At 61.9% G+C, this 20,429-nt stretch carries 13 protein-coding genes; 11 read left to right on the forward strand and 2 right to left on the reverse strand.

Translation table 11 applies throughout. The annotated features are described in order from the left end of the window. Positions 1–31: 31 nt before the first annotated feature. On the reverse strand, positions 32–1,054 hold the full coding sequence (locus H3V09_RS07255; protein WP_198191585.1) for a LacI family DNA-binding transcriptional regulator: 1,023 nt from the start codon (positions 1,052–1,054) through the stop codon (positions 32–34). A 305-nt stretch (positions 1,055–1,359) separates the two neighbouring features. Here H3V09_RS07255 and H3V09_RS07260 point away from each other — a divergent pair, with 305 nt between their 5' ends. The 4 genes from H3V09_RS07260 (at position 1,360) to H3V09_RS07275 (ending at position 7,729) form a co-directional block, all read left to right on the forward strand. Next, complete coding sequence (locus H3V09_RS07260) at positions 1,360–3,198, forward strand: ABC transporter ATP-binding protein (protein ID WP_144178224.1); 1,839 nt, start codon at positions 1,360–1,362, stop codon at positions 3,196–3,198. A 29-nt stretch (positions 3,199–3,227) separates the two neighbouring features. Then, positions 3,228–5,135, forward strand: coding sequence for an ABC transporter ATP-binding protein (locus H3V09_RS07265; RefSeq protein WP_198191584.1), 1,908 nt, complete (start codon positions 3,228–3,230; stop codon positions 5,133–5,135). A gap of 115 nt (positions 5,136–5,250) precedes the next feature. Further along, positions 5,251–6,318: a glycoside hydrolase family 43 protein gene (locus tag H3V09_RS07270; protein ID WP_232339515.1), complete on the forward strand. Its 1,068-nt coding sequence runs from the start codon at positions 5,251–5,253 to the stop codon at positions 6,316–6,318. Positions 6,319–6,370: 52 nt separating this feature from the next. Beyond that, entirely contained in the window at positions 6,371–7,729 is a 1,359-nt protein-coding gene (locus H3V09_RS07275) for a glycoside hydrolase family 27 protein (protein ID WP_198191626.1), read from the forward strand. 6 nt (positions 7,730–7,735) lie between these two features. On the opposite strand, the gene H3V09_RS07280 is transcribed toward H3V09_RS07275, so the two are convergent. After that, on the reverse strand, positions 7,736–9,319 hold the full coding sequence (locus H3V09_RS07280; protein ID WP_198191583.1) for a glycoside hydrolase family 43 protein: 1,584 nt from the start codon (positions 9,317–9,319) through the stop codon (positions 7,736–7,738). Positions 9,320–9,530: 211 nt separating this feature from the next. Between H3V09_RS07280 and H3V09_RS07285 the strand changes: the two genes are divergently transcribed. From H3V09_RS07285 to H3V09_RS07315, 7 genes are all read left to right on the forward strand, one after another. Next, complete coding sequence (locus tag H3V09_RS07285; RefSeq protein WP_198191582.1) at positions 9,531–11,702, forward strand: family 43 glycosylhydrolase; 2,172 nt, start codon at positions 9,531–9,533, stop codon at positions 11,700–11,702. After that, a complete protein-coding gene (locus H3V09_RS07290) occupies positions 11,699–12,781 on the forward strand; it encodes a LacI family DNA-binding transcriptional regulator (RefSeq protein WP_046322303.1) in 1,083 nt (360 codons plus the stop codon). The genes H3V09_RS07285 and H3V09_RS07290 overlap by 4 nt, the downstream gene beginning before the upstream one ends. Before the next feature lie 160 nt (positions 12,782–12,941). Beyond that, positions 12,942–15,776, forward strand: coding sequence for a family 43 glycosylhydrolase (locus H3V09_RS07295; RefSeq protein ID WP_198191581.1), 2,835 nt, complete (start codon positions 12,942–12,944; stop codon positions 15,774–15,776). 137 nt (positions 15,777–15,913) lie between these two features. Next, positions 15,914–16,906 (forward strand): glycoside hydrolase family 43 protein, encoded by a 993-nt coding sequence (locus tag H3V09_RS07300; RefSeq protein WP_198191580.1) that lies wholly within the window; start codon positions 15,914–15,916, stop codon positions 16,904–16,906. A 229-nt stretch (positions 16,907–17,135) separates the two neighbouring features. Further along, positions 17,136–18,455, forward strand: a complete 1,320-nt coding sequence (locus H3V09_RS07305; protein WP_198191579.1) for an ABC transporter substrate-binding protein — start codon at positions 17,136–17,138, stop codon at positions 18,453–18,455. A gap of 112 nt (positions 18,456–18,567) precedes the next feature. Then, positions 18,568–19,518, forward strand: a complete 951-nt coding sequence (locus tag H3V09_RS07310; RefSeq protein ID WP_198191578.1) for a carbohydrate ABC transporter permease — start codon at positions 18,568–18,570, stop codon at positions 19,516–19,518. Then, positions 19,515–20,396, forward strand: coding sequence for a carbohydrate ABC transporter permease (locus H3V09_RS07315; protein WP_052733238.1), 882 nt, complete (start codon positions 19,515–19,517; stop codon positions 20,394–20,396). Before H3V09_RS07310 ends, H3V09_RS07315 begins: the two co-directional genes overlap by 4 nt. Positions 20,397–20,429 lie beyond the last annotated feature (33 nt).

Consider the following 20,429-nt stretch of genomic DNA (forward strand, 5'->3'; position numbering starts at 1 on the left):
CTGGATACAGCTCTCCAAGGAGGTTCCCCGGTCAGCGGATCCTACCGGCTGGCGGGGGGCCGACGGTGGCCCGCTCTATCAGTTTGGTGGGAAAGATGATCGTCTTCAGTGCCAGGTCGCCCTCGATGGCCCTCAGCGCGACCTCGGCCGCTGTCACCCCCTGCTTGCGTACCGGTTGGGCCACCGTAGTCAGTCCGAATGGTCGGCCCAGGTCGTGCCCGTCGATGCCGATGACCGAGATGTCTCGACCCACTGCCAGGCCACGCTCGCGGATGGCTTGGATGGCCCCCATGGCCATCTCATCCGAGGACGCCATGATGGCAGTGATATCGGGACGCCTGTCCAGGAGGCGTTTGGTGGCCAGGTAGCCGTTGGAGGCCGTCATGATGGTCACGGCTTCGTCCAAGCTGTCGGAGCACTCGAGGTTGAAGCGCGTCAGGGTCTGCTTCCAGCCATCCCGTCTGCGCTGGGAGGGAGCGAAGGGGCAGAGGTCATTGGTTTGACCTGACAGGTGGCCTATGGTCTTGTGGCCCAGCGTAATCAAGTGACGGCAGGCCTGTGCCGCAGCTTGCCCGTCGTTGATTCCTACATGACTGTAGCCCTTCTGGCGAACGGAAACGAAGACGGCCGGCACACCCAAGGATCGCAGTTCGGCCTCCTCCTGCTTGTCGAAGAAGAGTGAGAGGACCAGGACCGCGTCCACCTTTCCCACCAGGTCCCGTGCCTTGAACCGTTGACGTTTGGGACCAAGGTAGTCGGGCAGGGAGTAGACAAGGGCGTCATAGCCCGCCTTGCGGAAGGTCTGTTCGGCGCATTCGAGGATAGTGCTGAAGAACCACCGCGACATGTCCGGCTGGATCAATCCGATGGAATGGGTCCGCCCGCTGGCCAGAGAGGAGGCGGTGGGGGAGGGGGTGTATCCCAAGGCCGTGGCGGCCTGGAGGACTAGTTCCCGGGTTCGCCCGCCCACCCCGGGCAACCCCCGTAGGGCCCGTGAGACCGTGGCCGTTGAGACGCCGGACAAGCGGGCCACGTCTTCGATTCTTACGGTCATACCGTCATTATGCCAGCGTGAAGTCACAAGGGAATCTGCGATCCTCGAGGTGGCTGGATGCCTTTGTCCTGCTGGTCAGGTGACTATTGCTGATGCAGACACGCCCGGATTATCGGGGTTGCATCTGGTTCAGGCTCCAATAAAATAGGCAACGCTTGACGAATCCAGGGCGGACACGCGCGGCGTTGCAGAGGCGAGGAACATAGCCGGGCGTCACCATCGGTCAGTCACTCTCCCGGACGGTCACGGCAATGAGAAGAGACCAGATTAGAGAAGTTCAACAGGGAACGTGAGGGTGTCCTCCAATGTACGTCGATTCTGCGAAGAATCAGCACAGCAGCAACCTTCGATGGATCCTCCCCTACTGCAGGCCGGACGCCGGTAGAATCGCCGCCGCCCTCCTGCTCTTTGCGGCGGATAAGGTCCTGGTCATGCTTATGCCCATTTTGGCGGGCATGATCGTGGACCAGGTCATTGGCCAGGGGCATGAGGACCGGCTGCCCAAGCTTTGTTTCGCCATGATAGCCGTCACCCTTGGGCGCAGCGTCTGCCGCTATGGCTACCAGATGTTCATGGAGCGATTCGGCCAGAACACCATCTATCGGCTGGTCAGCGACGAGTACGAGAAGCTCCACGACATGGACTTCACCTACTTCAACCACACCCGCAACGGCGACATCATGAGCCGGATGACCTCGGACACCGATGCCATCCGCCATTTCGTCTCCTGGGTCTCCTACAACATCCTGGAGGCTGTCTGTCTCTTCGTCGGGTCGCTGGCCGTCATGTTCACCATCGAATGGCGACTGGCCCTGGCCCTGCTGGCTGTGACCCCATTCCTCTTCTACTTCACCTGGCAGCTCTCCAAGCATGCCCACCCGCTTTTCTACGCCATCCGCAACTCGCTGGCATCCCTCAATTCCATGGTCGAGGAGAACATCGAAGGCAACCGGGTGGTCAAGGCCTTCGTCCGCGAGCCTTACGAGACCGAGAAGTTCGATCGGCACAACGATGACTACATGGAACGCAACATGGACTCCGCCCGTAACAGCCGCACCTATATGCCCTGGCTGGACGGCTGCTCCTACATGCTCCAGCTGATCACCCTGATCCTGGGCGGTTGGCTGGTCATCCGCCAGCAGATGACCCTGGGCGCCCTGGTCTCCTTCAACAGTTTCCTGTGGATGATCGACGGCCCGGTGCGCCAGTCAGGCTGGCTGATCAACGATGTGGAGCGATTCAACGCCTCCTGCGTCAAGATCCGTCGGCTGTTGACGGCCGAGCCCAGGATCGTCGAGCGCAAGAACGCCCAGGCTGGCGTAGTCCAGGCGGCTACGGTCCGTGCCAAGGTCAACGGCGAGCAGACCGAGGACCCGGTCAGAATCCGTGGGGACATCCGCTTCGACCACGTCAGTTTCGCCTTCCCTGACGATCCGGAGACCCCCATTCTCAAGGACATCGACTTCCACGTGGCGGCCGGCACCCGGCTGGGCATATTGGGGGAGACAGGATCGGGCAAGTCCACCCTGGTCAGCCTGGTGGCCCGCTTCTACGACCCCACCGTGGGCCATGTGCTCATCGACGGGATCGACGCCAGGCAGTGGCCTCTGGACCTGCTGCGACGGCAGGTCAACATCGTGGCACAGGACACCTTCCTCTTCTCGGACACCATCGGCGACAACATCGCCTTCGGAGCCCACCGCGACGACGAGCAGTACGTCAGGACCATGGCCTCCATGGCTGGCGCTGACTCATTCATCAACCGGATGCCTGAGGGCTATGACACCGTGGTGGGCGAGCGCGGCGTGGGCCTGTCAGGCGGCCAGAAGCAACGGCTCAGCCTGGCCCGGGCCCTGGCTGACGACCCGGCCATCCTGATCATGGACGACACCACATCGGCTGTCGACATGGAGACCGAGGCCACTATCCAGCGGCATCTGCAGGAGATGGAGGGCACCAGGACCATGGTTACCATCGCCCACAGGATCTCCTCCATCAAGGATTCCGACCTGATCCTGGTCCTGGACCACGGCAGGATCGTAGAACGCGGGTCCCATGAGGATCTGGTCCACGCCCACGGCCGCTACTACCGGATCTACCGCAAGCAGCTGGGGCTGCAATCCGGGCAGTCGGCAGGGTTCTGACACATCAGCATGCATGGCAAGGTGAGACGATGAAGCAGCAAAAGCAACGTTCGGCGGGCACCGCGCGCAGAAACACCTTCCGGGAGGACGAGGACCTGGAGGAGCAGATTGATTTTGGGGACATCAAGCGCATAGGGGCCTATCTGAAGCCCTACCTGCGCCAGGGGGCGATCATCCTTGCGGCGGTCCTGTCCATGAGCGCCATCGCCGTGGCCATCCCCTACATGACCAAGACCATGATCGACACGGTCATCCCCTCCAAGGACCCGGTCCGGCTCTTCGCCCTGGGCGCGGTCTTCCTGCTGGCCATCGTGGTCTACGAGCTTCTTCTGCGCTACCGGACCGTGGCCATCACCCAGGTGGGCCAGCTCATGCTCAAGGACATGCGCCGGGACCTCTTCACCCACATACAGACCCTGCCCTTCTCCTACTTCGATTCCAGGCCCCACGGCAAGATCCTGATCAGGGTGGTCAACTACGTCAACACCCTCTCGGACACCCTGAGCTCGGGTCTGATCAACGTGATCGCAGACATCTTCACCTTCCTGCTGACCCTGGTGGTCATGTTCGTCATCGACTGGAGGCTGACCCTCTGGTCCCTGGTCCTCATGCCCCTGTTGGTGCTCTATGTGCTGGTTCTCCAGCGCTTCCAGCGGCGGGCCTACCAGCGTCTGTCCAACAAGCAGAGCAATCTGAACGCCTACATCCATGAGTCCATCGCAGGGGTCAAGACCACGCAGACCTTCGTCAGGGAGCGCGAGCAGTTCCACACCTTCCAGGAGCAGCAGGGGCAGGTTCGCAGCTCCTGGATGCGGGCCGTGCACATCCAGTACCTGATGTGGCCAGGAGTGCAGAACATCTCCACCATCACTATCGCACTGATCTACTATCTGGGGATCACCGGCCTGGGCGGCGTGCAGGTGACCACGGGTATGTTGATTGCCTTCGTTGGCTATGCCAACAACTTCTGGAACCCCATCATCAACATCGGCAACTTCTACAACCAGCTGATCACCTGCTCGGCCTACCTGGAACGCATCTTCGAGACCCTGGACGTCCACCCGGAGATCGAGGACCGCCCGGGGGCCATAGAGCTGCCGCCGGTCAAGGGCAGGGTGGACTTCAACGACGTGGTATTCAAGTACGAGCCCGGAGGCCGCAACATTCTCAACCTGGTGGACTTCCATGTGCCGGCAGGCAGCACGGTCGCCCTGGTTGGACCCACGGGTGCCGGCAAGACCACCATCGTCAACCTTCTCTCGCGCTTCTACGATGTGACTGAGGGCAGCGTTTGCGTGGATGGGCATGACGTGCGCGACGTGACCCTGGCCTCCCTCCGCCGACAGATGGGGGTCATGCTTCAAGACACCTTCATCTTCACCGGCAATGTGCGCGAGAACATCCGCTACGGCCGCCTGGATGCCACTGACCAGCAGATCGAGGAGGCCGCCAAGGCCGTCCATGCCCACGAGTTCATCATGGAGCTGCCCGACGGCTACGATACCAAAGTCGAGGAGCGCGGATCCACCCTCTCCGCAGGTCAGCGGCAGCTGATCGCCTTTGCCAGGGTTCTGCTGGCCGACCCCCGCATCCTGATCCTGGACGAGGCGACCAGCAGCATCGACACCCGCACTGAGGAGGCCCTCCAGGCCGGACTGGCCCACCTGCTCAAGGGGCGGACCTCCTTCGTCATCGCCCACCGGCTGTCCACCATCGAAAATGCGGACCAGATCTTCTACATCGATCACGGGCAGATCGTGGAGCATGGCACCCACCAGGAGCTTCTGGCCAAGAGAGGTGCCTACTACCGGCTGCACGAGTCCCAGTACGCAATGATCCGCACGGCCAACGGCGACCAGGCGCAATCGACACAGCCGGACGATGATGCTGGACAGGGCAGCCAGGTTCGGCAGGATTCGGTCGTCTCTGCGCAATAGCAGGCCGGCCTATGCGTTGCAATTGGTTCCCGATTAGCAGGATTACATCGTTGTAAAATAAGCGACGACAAGTCAAAAGCCGACAGGTTCGGCAGCCAGGGCAAAGGAGCAGACGTTGAGCAATACGGTTCACAAGGACGCCGAAGGAGCCGACCCCTACGGGTATCTGATGGTGCACTTCATTGAAGACCCCCAGGGGTACGCCGAACGCCTCTACTTTGACCTGTCCCGGGGCGACGACCCTCTGAGCTGGGATCCGCTGTACGGGGGCAGGCCGTTGCTGACCTCGCACCTGGGCACCACCGGTCTGCGGGACCCCTACATGGTGCGTGACCCGCGCAACGGACGGGTCTATGTCATGGCCACCGATCTTCGGGTGTTCGGCGGCGATCAGTCACAGGGCAGCGGCTGGGAGCACTGGTCCCATCACGGCAGCACCAAGCTGATGATCTGGTCCACTGACGACCTGATTCATTGGTCTGGCCCCCGGCCGCTGGATGTGTCCTTGCAGCAGGACGGCAGCAGGGTCCAGTTGGGCATGGCCTGGGCCCCGGAGTGCCTATGGGTGCCCGACTATGAGGGGCCGGAGCAGGGTGCCTTCGTCCTCTACTGGTCATCCAAGCTCTTTGACCAGGATGATCCCGACCATGCCGACCCGTCGGTATATGACCGGGTGCTCTGGGGGTCGACCACCGACTTCACCCAGGAGCACTTCCGTTATGGGGGAGTCCTTATCGATACCGGTCGCAATGCCATCGACACCACCATGGTCCAGCGTCCTCTGCCTGGCGGCGGCCTGCGCACCTACCGGGCCACCAAGGACAACGGATTTGGTCGGGGCATCTGGCTGGACAGCACCGACGATCCTCGATGGTGGCTGCCACAGGCCCGGTGGACCACCATCCAGGAGCGCATTGGCGCCGCCTGGTGCGCTGATGGCAACCCCTCGGGTGTAGAGGGTCCGGCCCTCTATGCCGACCATGCCCGTAACCGGTGGTACCTGCTGGTAGACGTGATTCCTTCAGTAGGCTACAGGCCCATGGTCAGCGATGATCCGGACGCTGGGTTCAACTACGCCCGGGAGCAGGACTTCCACCTGCGCCCCCATACCAAGCACGGCGGGGTCCTGTCCCTGACCCGGCAGGAATACGAACGTCTGCGCCCTTTGACGCAGCAGAACTGAAACAAAAGGACCGAGAAAGGAGCAAGACATGGACAAGGCCTGGAGACCGCCTATGGGGTGGAACAGCTGGGACAGCTACGGGACCACCGTCACCGAGCAGGAGGTTCTGGACAACGCACAGGTTATGCGTGACAGGCTGCTCCCGATGGGCTGGGACACGGTCGTCATAGACATCGCTTGGTACGACCCGACCGCCAGGGCCCATGGCTACAACGCCAAGGCGCCACTGGTCCTGGATGACTATGGTCGGCAGCTGCCCGACCCGGTCCGGTTTCCGTCGGCGGCCGACGGCCAGGGGTTCGCTCCGCTGGCCGCTCGAATCCACGATCTGGGGTTGCGCTTCGGCATCCACGTCATGCGGGGCATTCCTCGGTTGGCGGTTGAGCGGAACCTGCCCGTCCTCGGCACCTCCTACACGGCCGCCCAGGTGGCTGATACCGCCCATGTCTGTGCGTGGAATCCCGACAATTATGGTCTGGACCAGTCCCATCCGGGAGCCCAGGCCTGGTATGACGCCCAGGTTGATCAGTTCGCCTGTTGGGGGGTGGATTACCTGAAGGTGGACGATATGCAGGTCCCCTTCATGGATCGTGAGATTGACGCCTACGCCCGGGCCATCCGCAAGGCTGAGCAGGCCCATGGCCATCCCATGACCCTCTCCCTGTCCCCGGGAACCCGGGTGCCGACCACGCATCTTGGCTTCCTGCGGAATCACGCCCAGCTCTGGCGGATTTCGGACGATCTCTGGGATCGTTGGCAGGACCTTTACGCCCAGTTCGCCCGTCTTGCCCGCTGGGCACCTTTGCAGAGCACGGGCCACTGGGCCGATGCGGACATGCTGCCTCTGGGGCATATCGGGCTGCGGGCCGAGCGGGGCGGGGACCGGTCAAGCCTCCTGACAGCCGACGAGCAGCGCACCATGTTGACTCTTTGGGCCATGGGGCGCTCGCCGCTGATGGTGGGCGGCGACCTTCCCAGCAGCGATGAGGCCACCCTGTCGCTTCTGGATAACCCGGCCCTGGAGGAGGTCACCGCCGGATCGGCCGACAATGGCGAGATCATCCGGGAGCCGGTCGAGGGCGGGGATGACCAAGGCAAGGAGATCTCAGGCGAGGAAATCGTCTGGAGGGCCCTGGCCAGCGACTGGGCCGACGGAACCCCCTCGGCACATGCCGGCGGGGTCTATGCGGCCGTCTTCTGGACCGGGGATCGCCCGCGGCAGGTCAGGACGGCCCTGTCCTCACTGGTGGGCCTGGATAGGGCGGACGGGGCCTGGACCCCGGTCGACCTGTGGCGGGGCCGGACCTCGGAGCCCGCCCAGATCAGCCTGGAAGGACAGGGTGTCGACCGTGAGCTGGTGACTCTTGTGCCTGCACACGGTGTGGTCTGGGTGGCCCTGGATTCCCACTGAGGCTAATCAGCGCTTGGAGCCCCAGATGCAGACGTTGTTGCCCAGGGCGCTGAAGGTCATGACCTTGCGGTGATCCTTGTCCCTGGGCAGCCGGGCGAAGACGCCCTGGTAGGTTACGGTCCCGTCTTCCTCCTTGAGGTCCATGGACAGCCGTCCCTGGTCGTCGACCTGCCAGTGGCCCTGGCGCGCTCCGGTCACCTGGCCGCCGGGCTCCAGGCGGATGTCCACGGCCTTGACCACGCCCCGGTATCGGGTGCTGTGAGTGTCGGTCACCTTGCGCGGTCCCTTGAAGAAGATGGTCGGATCATGCTCCACCAGCTCATAGGTGCCGGCCTCGTCCTTGGCGCTGTACGGGCCGCCGGCCTTGGTGTCCAGATACTCATAGGGGGCGGCTACCAGCCACCCGTCTGCTGTGGGCATCAGCTGCCTGACCCGGATTTGATGCTCCTCCTTGCGATCGGAGAATCTGGTGTGGTAGACCACGTAGTCCCGGCCGTCCTTGTCGTGCAGAGCCGTGTTCCCGCCCTGCGAGACCTCGATGTCGCCCTTCTTGTCCCCGCTCCACTGGTAGGAGCCCATCAGACGGATGCCTGTCTTGCTGGTCCAGTTGTCGGCCTCGCCGCTGGTGGCAATGGCCGGGTTGCCCTGCTGGTCCAGGTAGGGGCCGGTGATGGAGTCCGAGCGGAACATCCGCATCTGGTAGCCGCCGGTCTGCACCAGCTTGCCGTAGGAGAGGAAGAGGTACCAGTGGCCGTTGGTGTGCAGCAGTGCCGATCCTTCGCCTGAGTTGCCGAAGCCTCCGGCGAGTTTGTGCCCGTAGTAGGCGTCGGACTGGTTGGCCTGGGTTGGATAGGTGGTGGAGTAGTCGCGCAGGCCGGTCTTGGGGTCCAGGCGGATCATCCAGATGCCCCCGAACCAGGAGCCGAAGCTCATCCACAGGCCCCCCTGCCCGTCATCCTTGACACAGGCGTCAATCGCATTGATACCCGTATCCGTGTAGGACTGATAGCGGTCCAGCTTCGGGTCCGAGCCCAGTACCTTGGGAACATCGGTGCTCATGTAATTGGCCCGGGTGAAGCCGGAGTAGACCACTGGTCCCACATAAGTCCAGTCGCCGTCCACCCGGTCGGCAGTCAGCAGGACGATGACCGAACGATGCTCGGCCCCGTTCAGGCTCAGGTACATGCACCACTTCTTCATGGTGGCGTTGTAGTAGACGTCAGGCGCCCACATGTTGCCGGTCACGTCCGGATTGGAGGACTGCTTGGGCCAGTCCTTCCAAATCTTGGCAAAGATCTTCTTGTAATCGCGGCTCAGGTTGTTGGTGAAGGGGGTCCAGTTGACCAGATCCGTGCTGCGGGCATAGGCCCGGTGCGAGCCGAAGACGTAGTAGCTCTTGCCGGAGCGAACCACGGAGGGGTCGTGGACCGAGACACGCTTGGGTTCCTGGGTGGTGGCGGTTTTTGTGCCGTTGGCTGACGGCTGCTGGTTCGAGCAGGCGCCCAAGGCCCCTGTCAGCAGCACCGCCAGACCCGCCGTCAGGGCGGTCAGGGCCTTCATGGCCCGTCCGGTGCGTTTGGGTCTTCTCATGGTTCCTCGCTTTCCGTGAAGACAGCCCGATCGACATCGATGACGACCCGCGGCGCATGACCGGCCTTGCGGCTCGGTTCGGATGAGCGAACAGCCCGGCCTCATCCATGCGGGCATCGGGCGTCGTGGACTGATCTCCATGTATAATTTCTATCGTTAGAAACGATAGTCGTCGGCGTTGAAGCCGGCAAGCCGAACGGAAGGAATCGTCATGGGTGAGGATGCTCTGGACGGTAGACGAGAATCTGGGGATGGGGTTGCACTCATGTGCTACACCCGGCATCCCACTGATCGGCAGGAGGCCAACAACGAGGATGTCGCCCTGAGCATGCACCTGGCCCTGCGTTCGCGGGCGACTGGCCATTGGGAGCCCCTGAACGGCGACTACGGCATCTTCTTCGCTGCGGCTGTGCCCACCAAGGCAGTACCGGATAGTGCCCGCGGGGCCTGCACGGCCGGGGCTGCCCTACCGGGCGAGGAGGCGCCGCAAGAGGGCGAGCGCAACCCTGGACTGGACGCTCACCAGTCATCTCAGGCGGCCCAGGAACTTGCGGTGGTCCCAGGGCAGGATCTGATCCTTAAGAGTCTGATTGACCCCTTCCTGCTGCCGCTGAAGGATGGCACCTTCGTAATTTTGGCCACTAGAGTGGCCAGGGGCGGCCAGTCGGACGGCTCCCAGGCTGACTCCTTCCTGATGGCTCTTTCACCGGATCTGCTGACCTATCGACGGCTGCCGCAGGTCCATATCCTGGGTGCTCATGGTGTCCACCGGCCCAGGGCGCGGCTTCTGGAAGATGGCCAGGGCTGTCGGCTTTACTGGGACGACGACCTCGGGCGGCTTTGCACGGCCACGGTGGACGACCCAAGGCGGATGGGCATGGTGGCCGACATGAAGGTCCTGGAGGATGGCGATCCTCTGGCCCAGGGCGACCCCCTGCCCCTGGATCGGCGGCGCGCCTTGGAGGAGGACTGCGGCATGAAGGGCATCCTGGCCGGCAATGTGGTGCTGGTCAGCCCTGATTGCGAGCGTGGCCTGCTGGAACGCTTCGGCCGCATCTACAACACCGGCGTGAAGGTGGATCCGGTTCAGGTGTCCCGGGGCGACGGCCTGGAGTCGGTCCGGCAGGCCCGGGCACGACTCCTCTACAGCGACGGATCAACCGCCTTGCGCGGGGTGGATTGGGACCAGAGTCAATTAGATTGCCTGGCCAATGATCTGGCCCAGGGTCGTCTGAATTCTGGAGAGACCAGGCTGATCGGCGGACGGGTCCGGCAGACGGCTTACCCGGTCCCCTTCGCCCGGCAGCGGGCCGATCCCTCCATTTTCCGCTGGTCCTGGAGGGGCCAGCGCCTGTTCATGTTCATCGCCACCGAGGATGCGGATGGCAACTGCGTCGACCCCTTGAACGGGCACACACACATGCCCCTGCGGGTGGCCGACACCATCGAGGGCCTGAGCGATCAGGCCGGCGGTCATGAAAAGGAAGTGGATCTGCTGCGCAGGGGTGATCGCAACAGCGAGGGACGGGTCATGACGGGCTGCTTCTGGGCTCCGGAGATCCACCTGATCGGTGGCAGGCTCTCCATCCTCTTCATGCCCTGCTTTGATGGCCCGCAGACCAATCCGGATGGTACCGCCAACGATCGAGTCGGAAAGCCGGACATGTGGACGGGCTGCTGCCACATCATGCAGCTGTGCCGCGACGAGCAGGGCCGGGATCTGGACCCACGCCAGCCTGAGAACTGGGACAAGCCCCGACCCATCCTGCGGGCTGAAGGCACTCCTCTCAACCCCATCCAGCGCATCAGCCTGGACATGACGGTCCTGCATGATACCGGCCGCTGGTATTACGCCTGGCAGCAGCTGGGCTCGGTCTGGATCGCCGCCTTCGACCCGACCCGCCCCGACCGTCTGACCAGCACGCCGCGCCAGATCATTGTCCCCGAGTTCGCCTGGGACAACATGATTGCCGAGGGGCCCAACGCCGTGGTCCACGATGGCCGGATCTTCCTGATCTATTCCGGCTCCCTGGTGGGCATCGACTACACCACCGGGCTGGTGACCGCGCCGGCCGGAGTTGGCGCCGATCTATGCGATCCCAGCGTGTGGAAGAAGCTGGACTACCCATTGCAGAAGTCCGGGAAGTACAATGGCCATTGGCAGCTGGGCACCGGCCACGGCATGTGGTCCCAGGACGAGGACGGCACCATGATCTACGTCTTCCACAATGCCGAGCATGACCAGGACCGCTACCTTGGCCGCGACAGTCAGGTACGGCGGGTACATTGGTCTGCTAAGGGGATGCCCGTATTGGATATGCAAACGGATGAGGAGCTCGACCCCACCCGCGTCGCGGTAACCTTGGAGGTCAGGGTCTTATGAGTTTAGCCGCTTCCCCCGGCACAGGACGTGGTTCCACCCCGACTATGAAGGACGTGGCTCAGGCTGCAGGAGTGTCGGTCAAGACCGTCTCCAATGTAGTCAATGACTACGAATTTGTCTCCGAGGCCACCAGAGGCAAGGTCAACAAGGCTATAGAGGAGCTGGGCTACCGGGTCAACGTACCGGCCAGAAATCTGCGGCTGGGCTACACGGGGATGATTTCCCTGGCCATACCTGATTTGACCATGCCCTACTTCGCACAGCTCTCCTCCCTGGTTATCGAAGAGGCCAAGAAACTTGGTATGAGGGTGCTGGTAGAGCCCACCCTCTACTCGCGCGAGGGTGAGATTGAGGCCCTGCACGGCTCCCAGCGATCCATGATCGACGGCCTCATCTACAGCCCGCTGGAGCTGGGCATGGACGACCTGGACCAGTTGCGGGTGGACTATCCCCTGGTGGTTGTGGGCGAGCGTATCTTCAGCGACCAATTCGATCATGTGGCCACGGAGAACGTGGAGGGTGCCAAGCACGCCACCGCTTATCTGATCAACACCGGCTGCCGTCGGGTGGCGGTCATCGGCACCCACCCCGGCGAGAAGCTGGGTTCGGCTGCCCTTCGCTTGGAGGGGTACAGACAAGGTCTGGAGGAGGCCGGCCTGGACTATGACCCCCGGCTGGTGGCCCCATCGCGCATGTGGCACCGTATCGACGGGGTCAACGCTATGAACTCTCTGTTGGACCAGGGCATCGTCCCCGACGGGGTGGTGGCCTTGAACGACATGCTGGCGGCAGGGGTTCTGCATTCCATACAAATGCACGGCATGTCGGTGCCGGACGACATCTCGGTCATCGGCTTCGACAATTCAGACGATTCCCAGTATCTGTCGCCTTCGTTGACCAGCATCTCGCCCGGGCTCAAGGCCGTGGCCAGGCTCTCGGTCCGTGTTCTCAAGGACAGGATCAACGGGGTGCAGCCGCTGAACACCAAAGAAAGCCAGCACGTCTTCCGCAAGGTGTCCTCCTCGCTGGTAGTCCGCAATTCAACCCGTGCCCTGCCCGGAAACGAAATCGCTGTCTGATTGTTGATCTTCTTTTTTTTCGGGTGTCCCGGGTTCCTTGATTTCTAACGTTGTAATATACTGAAGACGTTCTCGAATGATTTGAGGCGGCATTGGCGGACCATGGAGGCCGGCCGGTCGGAGCGCGGTCGCTCCGATGCCGATATGGAAAGGTGTGAACATGCGTCATCAATCGTCATCAGACGCAGGACGACGGAGCCGGGGAGGGGTTGCAGCGGCGGCCCTCGTGGGCATGATACTGGCGGGCGGCACAGTCGCTTCTCCAGCCTGGGCGGATCAGACCCAAGCGGGCGGCAGTGCCTCAACCGGGATGTCAGCCAGTCAGCCGCAGCCCCTGCTCGGCTATGATTTTTCAGCCCTTGCTCCAGGAGCCAAGGAGGCAAAAAATACAGTCTCAGGCTCATCCTTTGGCCCGGCCCGCATCATGGACGCCGATGGCCGGCCGGCCGGGGCGGTCAAGACCGACGATGCGCTCTTGTTCGATGGATCCGCCTATGTCAGGCTTCCCGATGACATACTGAGCGGACACGCCAGCGCCACGGTGTCCATCCGCGTGCGCAACGATCGGTTCAACGCCTCAGGTCCCTGGACCTACCTCTGGTCGCTAGGGGGGACCGGTCAGCAGGCCGTCGGCTCCTGGACAGCCTCCACCCACACATCCCTGTACACCTCCATCACTTCCAAGGCCAATGGCGAGGGCGAGACCTATCTGCCGGCATCCAAGAACCTGCCCGACGACCGCTTCTCCACGCTGACGGCCACCATCGACGGCAAGGACAACATGGTCCGCCTCTACATCAACGGTCTGCAGGTGGCTGAGGGCAAGGCCACGGTCAACCCCGCCGCCTTTGGCGACCACCATCACAACGTAATCGGCCAGTCACGATATCCTGGCATAGGCGACGCACTCTTCCATGGCGCGGTGCAGTCATTCGCCGTCTATCCGCAGGCCCTGAATGCCGATCAGATCGCTGCCACCCTGCCCTCGGAAGACCTGGGCGATCTGATCGACCAGCAGGCCACATCACTGGCGGTCCCAGCCGCTGTGGACGGAGATTTCAACCTGCCGGTCTCTACCACCGTCGCCTCAGTGAGCTGGACCTCTTCGGCTCCCGAAACAGTCAGTGTCAATGCGGCCACCGGCAGGGCCCATGTGGTCCTTGGCAAGCGAGATGTCCCCGTTACGCTGACGGCCCGGTTGCAGGCGACCAAGGCCTCGAAGTCCTCCCAGGGCGCTAAAGCCATCCAGCATGACTACCGGCTTATTGTCAGGGGCATCTCCAAGGATGGTCAGAACGCCTACTCGCGCGTCTCTGTGCATGACCCTTCCGTGGTCAAGGCCGGAGGGCGCTACTATATCTTCGGCTCCCACCGGGCTTGGGCCCGCAGCACCGACCTCAAGCATTGGGAGTCCTTCACCAACAATCTGAGCCGGGATTACCAGCGTATTCTGGATCCGATCTGGAAGGCATGGCCCAAGCAGGCATCCAATCCTGATGTGACCGGCAACATGTGGGCGCCCGAGGTCTACTACAACGCCACCATGAAGAAGTGGTGCATGTACCTGAGCCTGAACGGGGGAGGGTTCCCCTTCCAGAAGTCGGTCATCGTCCTGCTGACCGCCGACGACATCGAGGGGGACTGGAGCCTGGTGGGCCCGGTGGTCTACTCCGGTTTCCAGGAGTCCAACGTGGCGGCCACCGACGTGCCCAAGGTGCTAGGCCCCAATGCCGATTTGTCGCGCTATGCCAGCCTCACGGATACGGGTATCAATGCGATTGACGCCTGTGTCAAGGATGACGGGCAGGGGGGCCTGTGGATGAGCTTCGGCTCCTGGTTCGGGGGCATCTGGATGATCCGCCTGGACCCCAAGACCGGCCTGCGCGACTACTCCACCACCTATCCAACCCAGGCCAACCAGTCCGACGCCTACTACGGGCACAAACTCGCCGGAGGCTTCGGCAACTCAGGCGAAGGCACTGCCCTGGTTCATCAGGGCGACTGGTGGTATCTGATGCTTTCCTACGGCGGACTCGGGCAGACCGGCGGCTACCAGATGCGTGAATTCCGCTCCCGTTCCATCACCGGCCCCTACCTGGACCAGAATGGCAAGCCGGCAGTCTATGGGCGTGCAATGAATGATCTGGATGCCAACCGTGGTCTGCGGATCGACTCCTCCTTCGTCCAGCCCGGACAGGACCAGGTGCTGACCTCCCAGGGAGGCAACGCACTTTTGATTGACGAGGATCGCGTCTTCAACGTCTACCACACTCGCTTCGTGCGCGCTGACGGCAACCTGGAAGAGCATCAGGTCCGGGTCAAGCAAATGGTGCAGACCCCTGACGGCTGGTTGGTCATGACACCCTTCGAATATCAGGATTCGGTGGGTGGGGTCTCCTCCAGCCAAGTGGTCGGCGACTACCAGGTGGTGGTCCATGACCCGGTCCATTACTATGCGGGTTCTGGCTTGTCCAGCCCGGCCATCTATCGGCCGGTGTCAGTGAGCCTGTTGGCTGGTGGTCGGCTGGGCGGCCAGGTGCAGGGCTCCTGGACGGCGACCGGCGGCGACCTGACCATAAAGGTGGACTCGGCGGAACCGGGCACTTTGTTGCACGGCGTCTATCGGGCCAGGCTGGGCCGACAGCTTGATGAACAAGGCCATCCGGTCGTCTTCTTCTCAGGGCTGGGCGGCGATGTCTTCACCGATGCAGGTGCCGATGTCTCCAAGGCGGCAGGTGCCGCAGCCGTCTGGGGTACACGTCCCCTGACCGATGCCAAGGTTCAAGAGGATGCCGATGGCGGTAACGGTCATGTGACTGTTCCTGCCGCGGACTCCACTCCTGCACCTGCAGGTCGGTCTGGCAAGGGAGGCAAGACCGGTCGTCTGCCCTCGACTGGATCGGCCCTGTCGGCTCCCGTCGCAGTTGCATCTGCGGCTCTTGTCTTGGGTCTGGGCGCACTGGTGTTCACTGCCATTCGCCGAGCCCGAGGCTGAACCCGAACGAGCCGCTACCGAAGCCGTCCTTCGCCTTCGACTTGATTGCCTGGCGAAGGGCGAGCGGTCCAATAATATTCAACGTTGTATATTGGTCGTATAGACCAGTACCTTCGTCTTCGTGATAGGAACACATGATGAGCGCATACCACAATCCTCTGGTACTCCAGCGGGCCGATCCTTGGGTCATCAGGCACAGGGACCTCTACTATTTCACTGCATCCTACCCGGCCTATGACAGGATCATCCTGCGTGCCGCCGCCAGGCTGAATGACCTGCAGGCCGCACCTGAGCGCACCATCTGGCGCAAGCACGAGTCCGGTCCCATGAGCAGGTACATCTGGGCGCCTGAACTCCACCAGATCAACGGGACCTGGTACATCTACTTCGCGGCCGCCGAGGAGGACTTCGGCTCCGCCGATCTGCCCACCCACCGCATGTATGTGCTGGAGAATACCAGCGAAGACCCCATGGATGGCGAGTGGACCGAGAAGGGGCAGATCCACACCCCGATCGATTCCTTCTCCCTGGATGCCACCACAACGGTGATCGGGGGCAGTCAGTACCTGATCTGGGCCCAGAAGGATCCGGCCATCGCGGGCAATTCCAATCTCTACATCGCCCGCATGGCCAACCCTTGGACGCTGGCCACTGATCCTGTCATGCTCTCCAAGCCCGAATACGACTGGGAATGCATTGATTTCAAGGTCAACGAGGGGCCGGCTGTCCTGCTTCACCAGGGTATGATCTACCTGACCTACTCGGCCTCGGGAACCGGGGTCCCTTACGCAGTGGGCATGTTGACCGCCCGTGAGGATGCCGACCTGCTGGATCCGGCTTCCTGGACCAAGAGCGATCATCCCGTCTTCAAAACGGCAGAGGAGAACCACCAGTATGGCCCTGGCCACAACTGCTTCACAGTCAGCGAGGACGGCAGCCAGGATCTGATTGTCTATCATGCCCGCAACTACACGCATATCGAAGGAGACCCCCTCTTCGATCCCAACCGGCATGCCAGGGTCGGACTGGTCACTTGGACCGACCATGGCCCTGACTTCGGACGGCCCCTGCCTGATGACCGGTGGACCCCGACAAGCCGTCAGATTCTGCCTCCTGACGGCAGTCATTGAGCGGCATTGCCGGGCCATGCCCGACACGCTTGTACATCGTTGGAGAAGCGAGTAGTATATAATTTGCAACGTTAGAAAGATGTCGGTTTACAAAGGCGTGGGCTACGTTCACGTATCTGGGAGCGTGACCAAGCGATGCAAGCCATTGGACCAGATGGGCAGGACATGGTTGTTCCGGCCGTCATCGGTTCCTTTGTAACCGTTGCTTGATGTCGAAAGGACAGAGACAATGAAGGCAATCAGAAAGGCTGCGGTAGCCGCAATCGCGCTCGCCACGCTCAGCACCGTAGGGCTCTCGGCCTGCGGTTCTGGCAGTGGTGGCAAGGATGCCAAGGGCAAGGACGGCGTCACCAACATCGTCATGTGGCACGGATTCTCCGAGGCCGATGGCAAGACTCTGAAGAAGATCGTCGAGAACTTCAACAAGTCCCAGAAGAAGTACCACATCGACGCCCAGTTGCAGCCCTGGAGCACCATCGGCGAGACCATGGTCACCAAGGTCACCTCGGGCGACGGCCCCGACTTCGTCACCACCGGCGCCGACAACGGCCAGGGCTGGTCCATCGACGGCACCTTCCAGTGCGTGCAGGACTTCTATGACGATCCCTCCAACGAGACCAAGAACTACCTGCCCAACGTGACCAAGCAGACCCAATTCACCATTGACGGCAAGAAGCAGCAGTGTGCAGTCCCCATGGGCTACGCGCCCACCACCGTCTGGTACAACACCGATATGTGGAAGGCCGCCGGTCTGACCGATCAGGACTATCCCAAGACCTGGGACCAGCTCCTGGATGTGGCCAAGAAGCTGACCAAGGGTGACGGTTCCCAGTACGGCATGGCCCTGTCCGACTCCGGATGGGCGGCCTTCATGAAGGGCAACGGCACCGGTCTGTACAGCACCAAGGGCAAGGTCACCATCAATTCCGAGCAGAACAAGGCCTTCCTGCAGAAGATGCGCGAGTTCTACAAGGGTGGTTACTCCAAGACCGGCATGGATGACACCGCTGCACGCGAGTCCTTCGAGTCCGGCCAGTCGGCCATGGTCATCGTCGGCCCCTGGGAGGATCAGGCAGCCACTGACAAGGGCATTAAGCATGATCTGTTCCCCGTACCCAACGGTGACGGCACCTATGTCTACCCTGACGGCAGGAAGGGCTCCAACACCGGTTCCACCGGCCTGTATTGGTGGGTCACTTCGCAGGTAAAGGATGAAGCCAAGAAGAAGGGCATTTACGCCTTCTTCAAGTACTACAACAACCATGACAATCAGGTTATGTGGTCCCTGGGCTCCGCCTATCCGCCGAACAACAAGACCGTGACCACCGAAGAGCTCTCCAAGCGCCCCCTGATCGCCAAGGTCTCCGAGAACACGGACAACTCCTACATCGGCATTGCCGGCCTCAAGGGCGGCTTCGGTGATATCTCGGCCACCCTGGATTCGGTGACCCAGAACACCGCCCGTACCGACGATGACATTTCCGCCTCGCTGTCCAAAGCCTCCAACAAGATCCAGAAGTATCTGGACGAGTACAAGGCTGAGGACTGATTGACCACCCGCCCCTGAGGAATCGGTCTGGCGGCCAGTAGCGCCGCCGACCGGTCCCCTCACGGCTGACCGTCGCCCGGGCCCGGCGTCCGGGCGACACTTTGGAGTACCTATGTCCACTACCACTGGGATCCCACCCGCGCAGGGCGCCGACGCGGCCATCAAGGACAACAAGAAAACCCTTTCCAGGCGCAATATTCGCATCGGGTTGAGCTTTATAGCCCCGGCCCTGATTGTCCTGTCGGTCTTCGTCTTTTACCCGACCATCAAGACCTTCTTCACTTCGCTGACTACAGACCGCATCAACCGCAAGGGCATCTTTGTCGGTCTGCACAACTACGCCGAGCTTTTCACCAACGCGGACTTCTGGACCGACTTCCGCAACACGGTCATCTACGCGGTCGCCTATGCGCCGCTGGTGGTCATCGTTGCCCTGGCCTTCGCCCTGTTGCTCAACCGCAAGGACATCAAGGGGGTCGGCTTCTTCCGCACCTGCCTGTTCATGCCCTACATCATTTCGCTGACTGTGGCCTCCATCGCCTGGAGCTTCATCCTCTCGCCCTCTTTGGGTCTTATACCCTACTGGGGCAAGGTGCTCTTCGGCATTCAGCACATGGATCTGCTGGGAACCAAGTCCACGGCCCTGGCCACCATCATCTTCATCACCGTATGGAAGAACTTCGGCTATTTCATGGTCATCTTCCTGGCCGGTCTGCAGGGGATCAACCCGGACCTGTACGAGGCGGCCTCCCTGGATGGGGCCAACGCCTGGCAGCGCTTCCTGCACATCACCCTGCCCGGGCTGATGCCCACCTTCAACTACGTGGTCATCTTCGGTCTGATCGGATCCTTCCAGGTCTTCGACCAGGTCTTCATTCTGACTTCCGGAGGCCCCGACCGCGCCACGGAGACCATCGTCTACCGTATCTATACCGAAGCCTTCGGCAACGGCAAGATGGGCTATGCATCGGCGCTGTCCTATGTCCTGCTGATCATGACGCTGATCATCGGCGTTATCCAGCTGGTCTGGAACAACAAGCATGAGAAGGAGGAAATCGGATGAGCCAGTCGACTCCTACCGCAATCGAGCACGATAAGCTGCTCAAGAGGGCCCATGCACGACACATGGTGGCCAGGGTCCTGACCTACTTCCTGCTGATCCTGATGACGGTAATCATCATCTTCCCGCTGCTGATTGTGCTGATCACCTCCTTCACGCCCAACAAGCTGACCCAAACCTGGCCGCCTAAGGTGATTCCCTCCTCATTCACGCTGGACAACTACACCTCGCTCTTCCAGCGGATGCCCATCGGCAAGCAGTTGATGAACACAGTGATTTTCGCCGGAGCAGTGACGGTCTTCTCGGTCTTCTTCGACTCCCTGGCCGCCTACGGGCTTTCCAGGATCGACTTCAAGGGGCGTGGCTTCCTGCTGGGAATCCTGATCGCCACCATGATGATCCCCGGCATGGCCCTGCTGATCCCGGTCTACAAGCTGCTGGCAAGCATGGGCCTGGTCAACTCCTACTGGGGCATCATCATCCCCAGGCTGGCTGATGTGGGCGGCATCTTCCTGATGCGTCAGTTCTTCATCTCCTTGCCCAAGGATCTGGACAACGCAGCCCGCATTGACGGTGCCGGCGAGTTCCGCATCTTCTGGCAGATCATCCTGCCCAACGCCAAGTCCTCGGTGCTGGTGGTGACCATGTTCAACTTCATGGGCAACTGGAACGATCTGCTCTGGCCATTGATCATGACCAGCCGCCCGGAGACCAGGACCATCACCGCCGGTCTGGCCATGCTGACCGGGCACGGCTCCTCGGTCACGCCCTATGGCGTGGTCATGGCGGGCGCCCTGATCTCCGCGCTGCCCCTGCTGATTATCTTCTTCTTCATTCAGAAGAGCTTCGTGCAGGGCATCGCCATGACAGGCATTAAGTGACCGACAAAGCCGACATCATCGGCACCAGGTACA

The sequence above is a fragment of the Bifidobacterium sp. M0399 genome (assembly GCF_016100595.1).
GTDB classification, from domain to species: domain Bacteria; phylum Actinomycetota; class Actinomycetes; order Actinomycetales; family Bifidobacteriaceae; genus Bombiscardovia; species Bombiscardovia polysaccharolytica.

Bases quoted from the DNA above. Each gene is read 5' to 3' on its own strand.
- H3V09_RS07295 (WP_198191581.1), top strand. From the start codon at position 12,942: ATGCGTCATCAATCGTCATCAGACGCAGGACGACGGAGCCGGGGAGGG.
- H3V09_RS07260 (WP_144178224.1), top strand. From the start codon at position 1,360: ATGTACGTCGATTCTGCGAAGAATCAGCACAGCAGCAACCTTCGATGG.
- H3V09_RS07255 (WP_198191585.1), bottom strand. From the start codon at position 1,054: ATGACCGTAAGAATCGAAGACGTGGCCCGCTTGTCCGGCGTCTCAACG.
- H3V09_RS07265 (WP_198191584.1), top strand. From the start codon at position 3,228: ATGAAGCAGCAAAAGCAACGTTCGGCGGGCACCGCGCGCAGAAACACC.
- H3V09_RS07310 (WP_198191578.1), top strand. From the start codon at position 18,568: ATGTCCACTACCACTGGGATCCCACCCGCGCAGGGCGCCGACGCGGCC.
- H3V09_RS07275 (WP_198191626.1), top strand. From the start codon at position 6,371: ATGGGGTGGAACAGCTGGGACAGCTACGGGACCACCGTCACCGAGCAG.
- H3V09_RS07280 (WP_198191583.1), bottom strand. From the start codon at position 9,319: ATGAGAAGACCCAAACGCACCGGACGGGCCATGAAGGCCCTGACCGCC.
- H3V09_RS07305 (WP_198191579.1), top strand. From the start codon at position 17,136: ATGAAGGCAATCAGAAAGGCTGCGGTAGCCGCAATCGCGCTCGCCACG.
- H3V09_RS07300 (WP_198191580.1), top strand. From the start codon at position 15,914: ATGAGCGCATACCACAATCCTCTGGTACTCCAGCGGGCCGATCCTTGG.
- H3V09_RS07285 (WP_198191582.1), top strand. From the start codon at position 9,531: ATGGGTGAGGATGCTCTGGACGGTAGACGAGAATCTGGGGATGGGGTT.
- H3V09_RS07290 (WP_046322303.1), top strand. From the start codon at position 11,699: ATGAGTTTAGCCGCTTCCCCCGGCACAGGACGTGGTTCCACCCCGACT.
- H3V09_RS07315 (WP_052733238.1), top strand. From the start codon at position 19,515: ATGAGCCAGTCGACTCCTACCGCAATCGAGCACGATAAGCTGCTCAAG.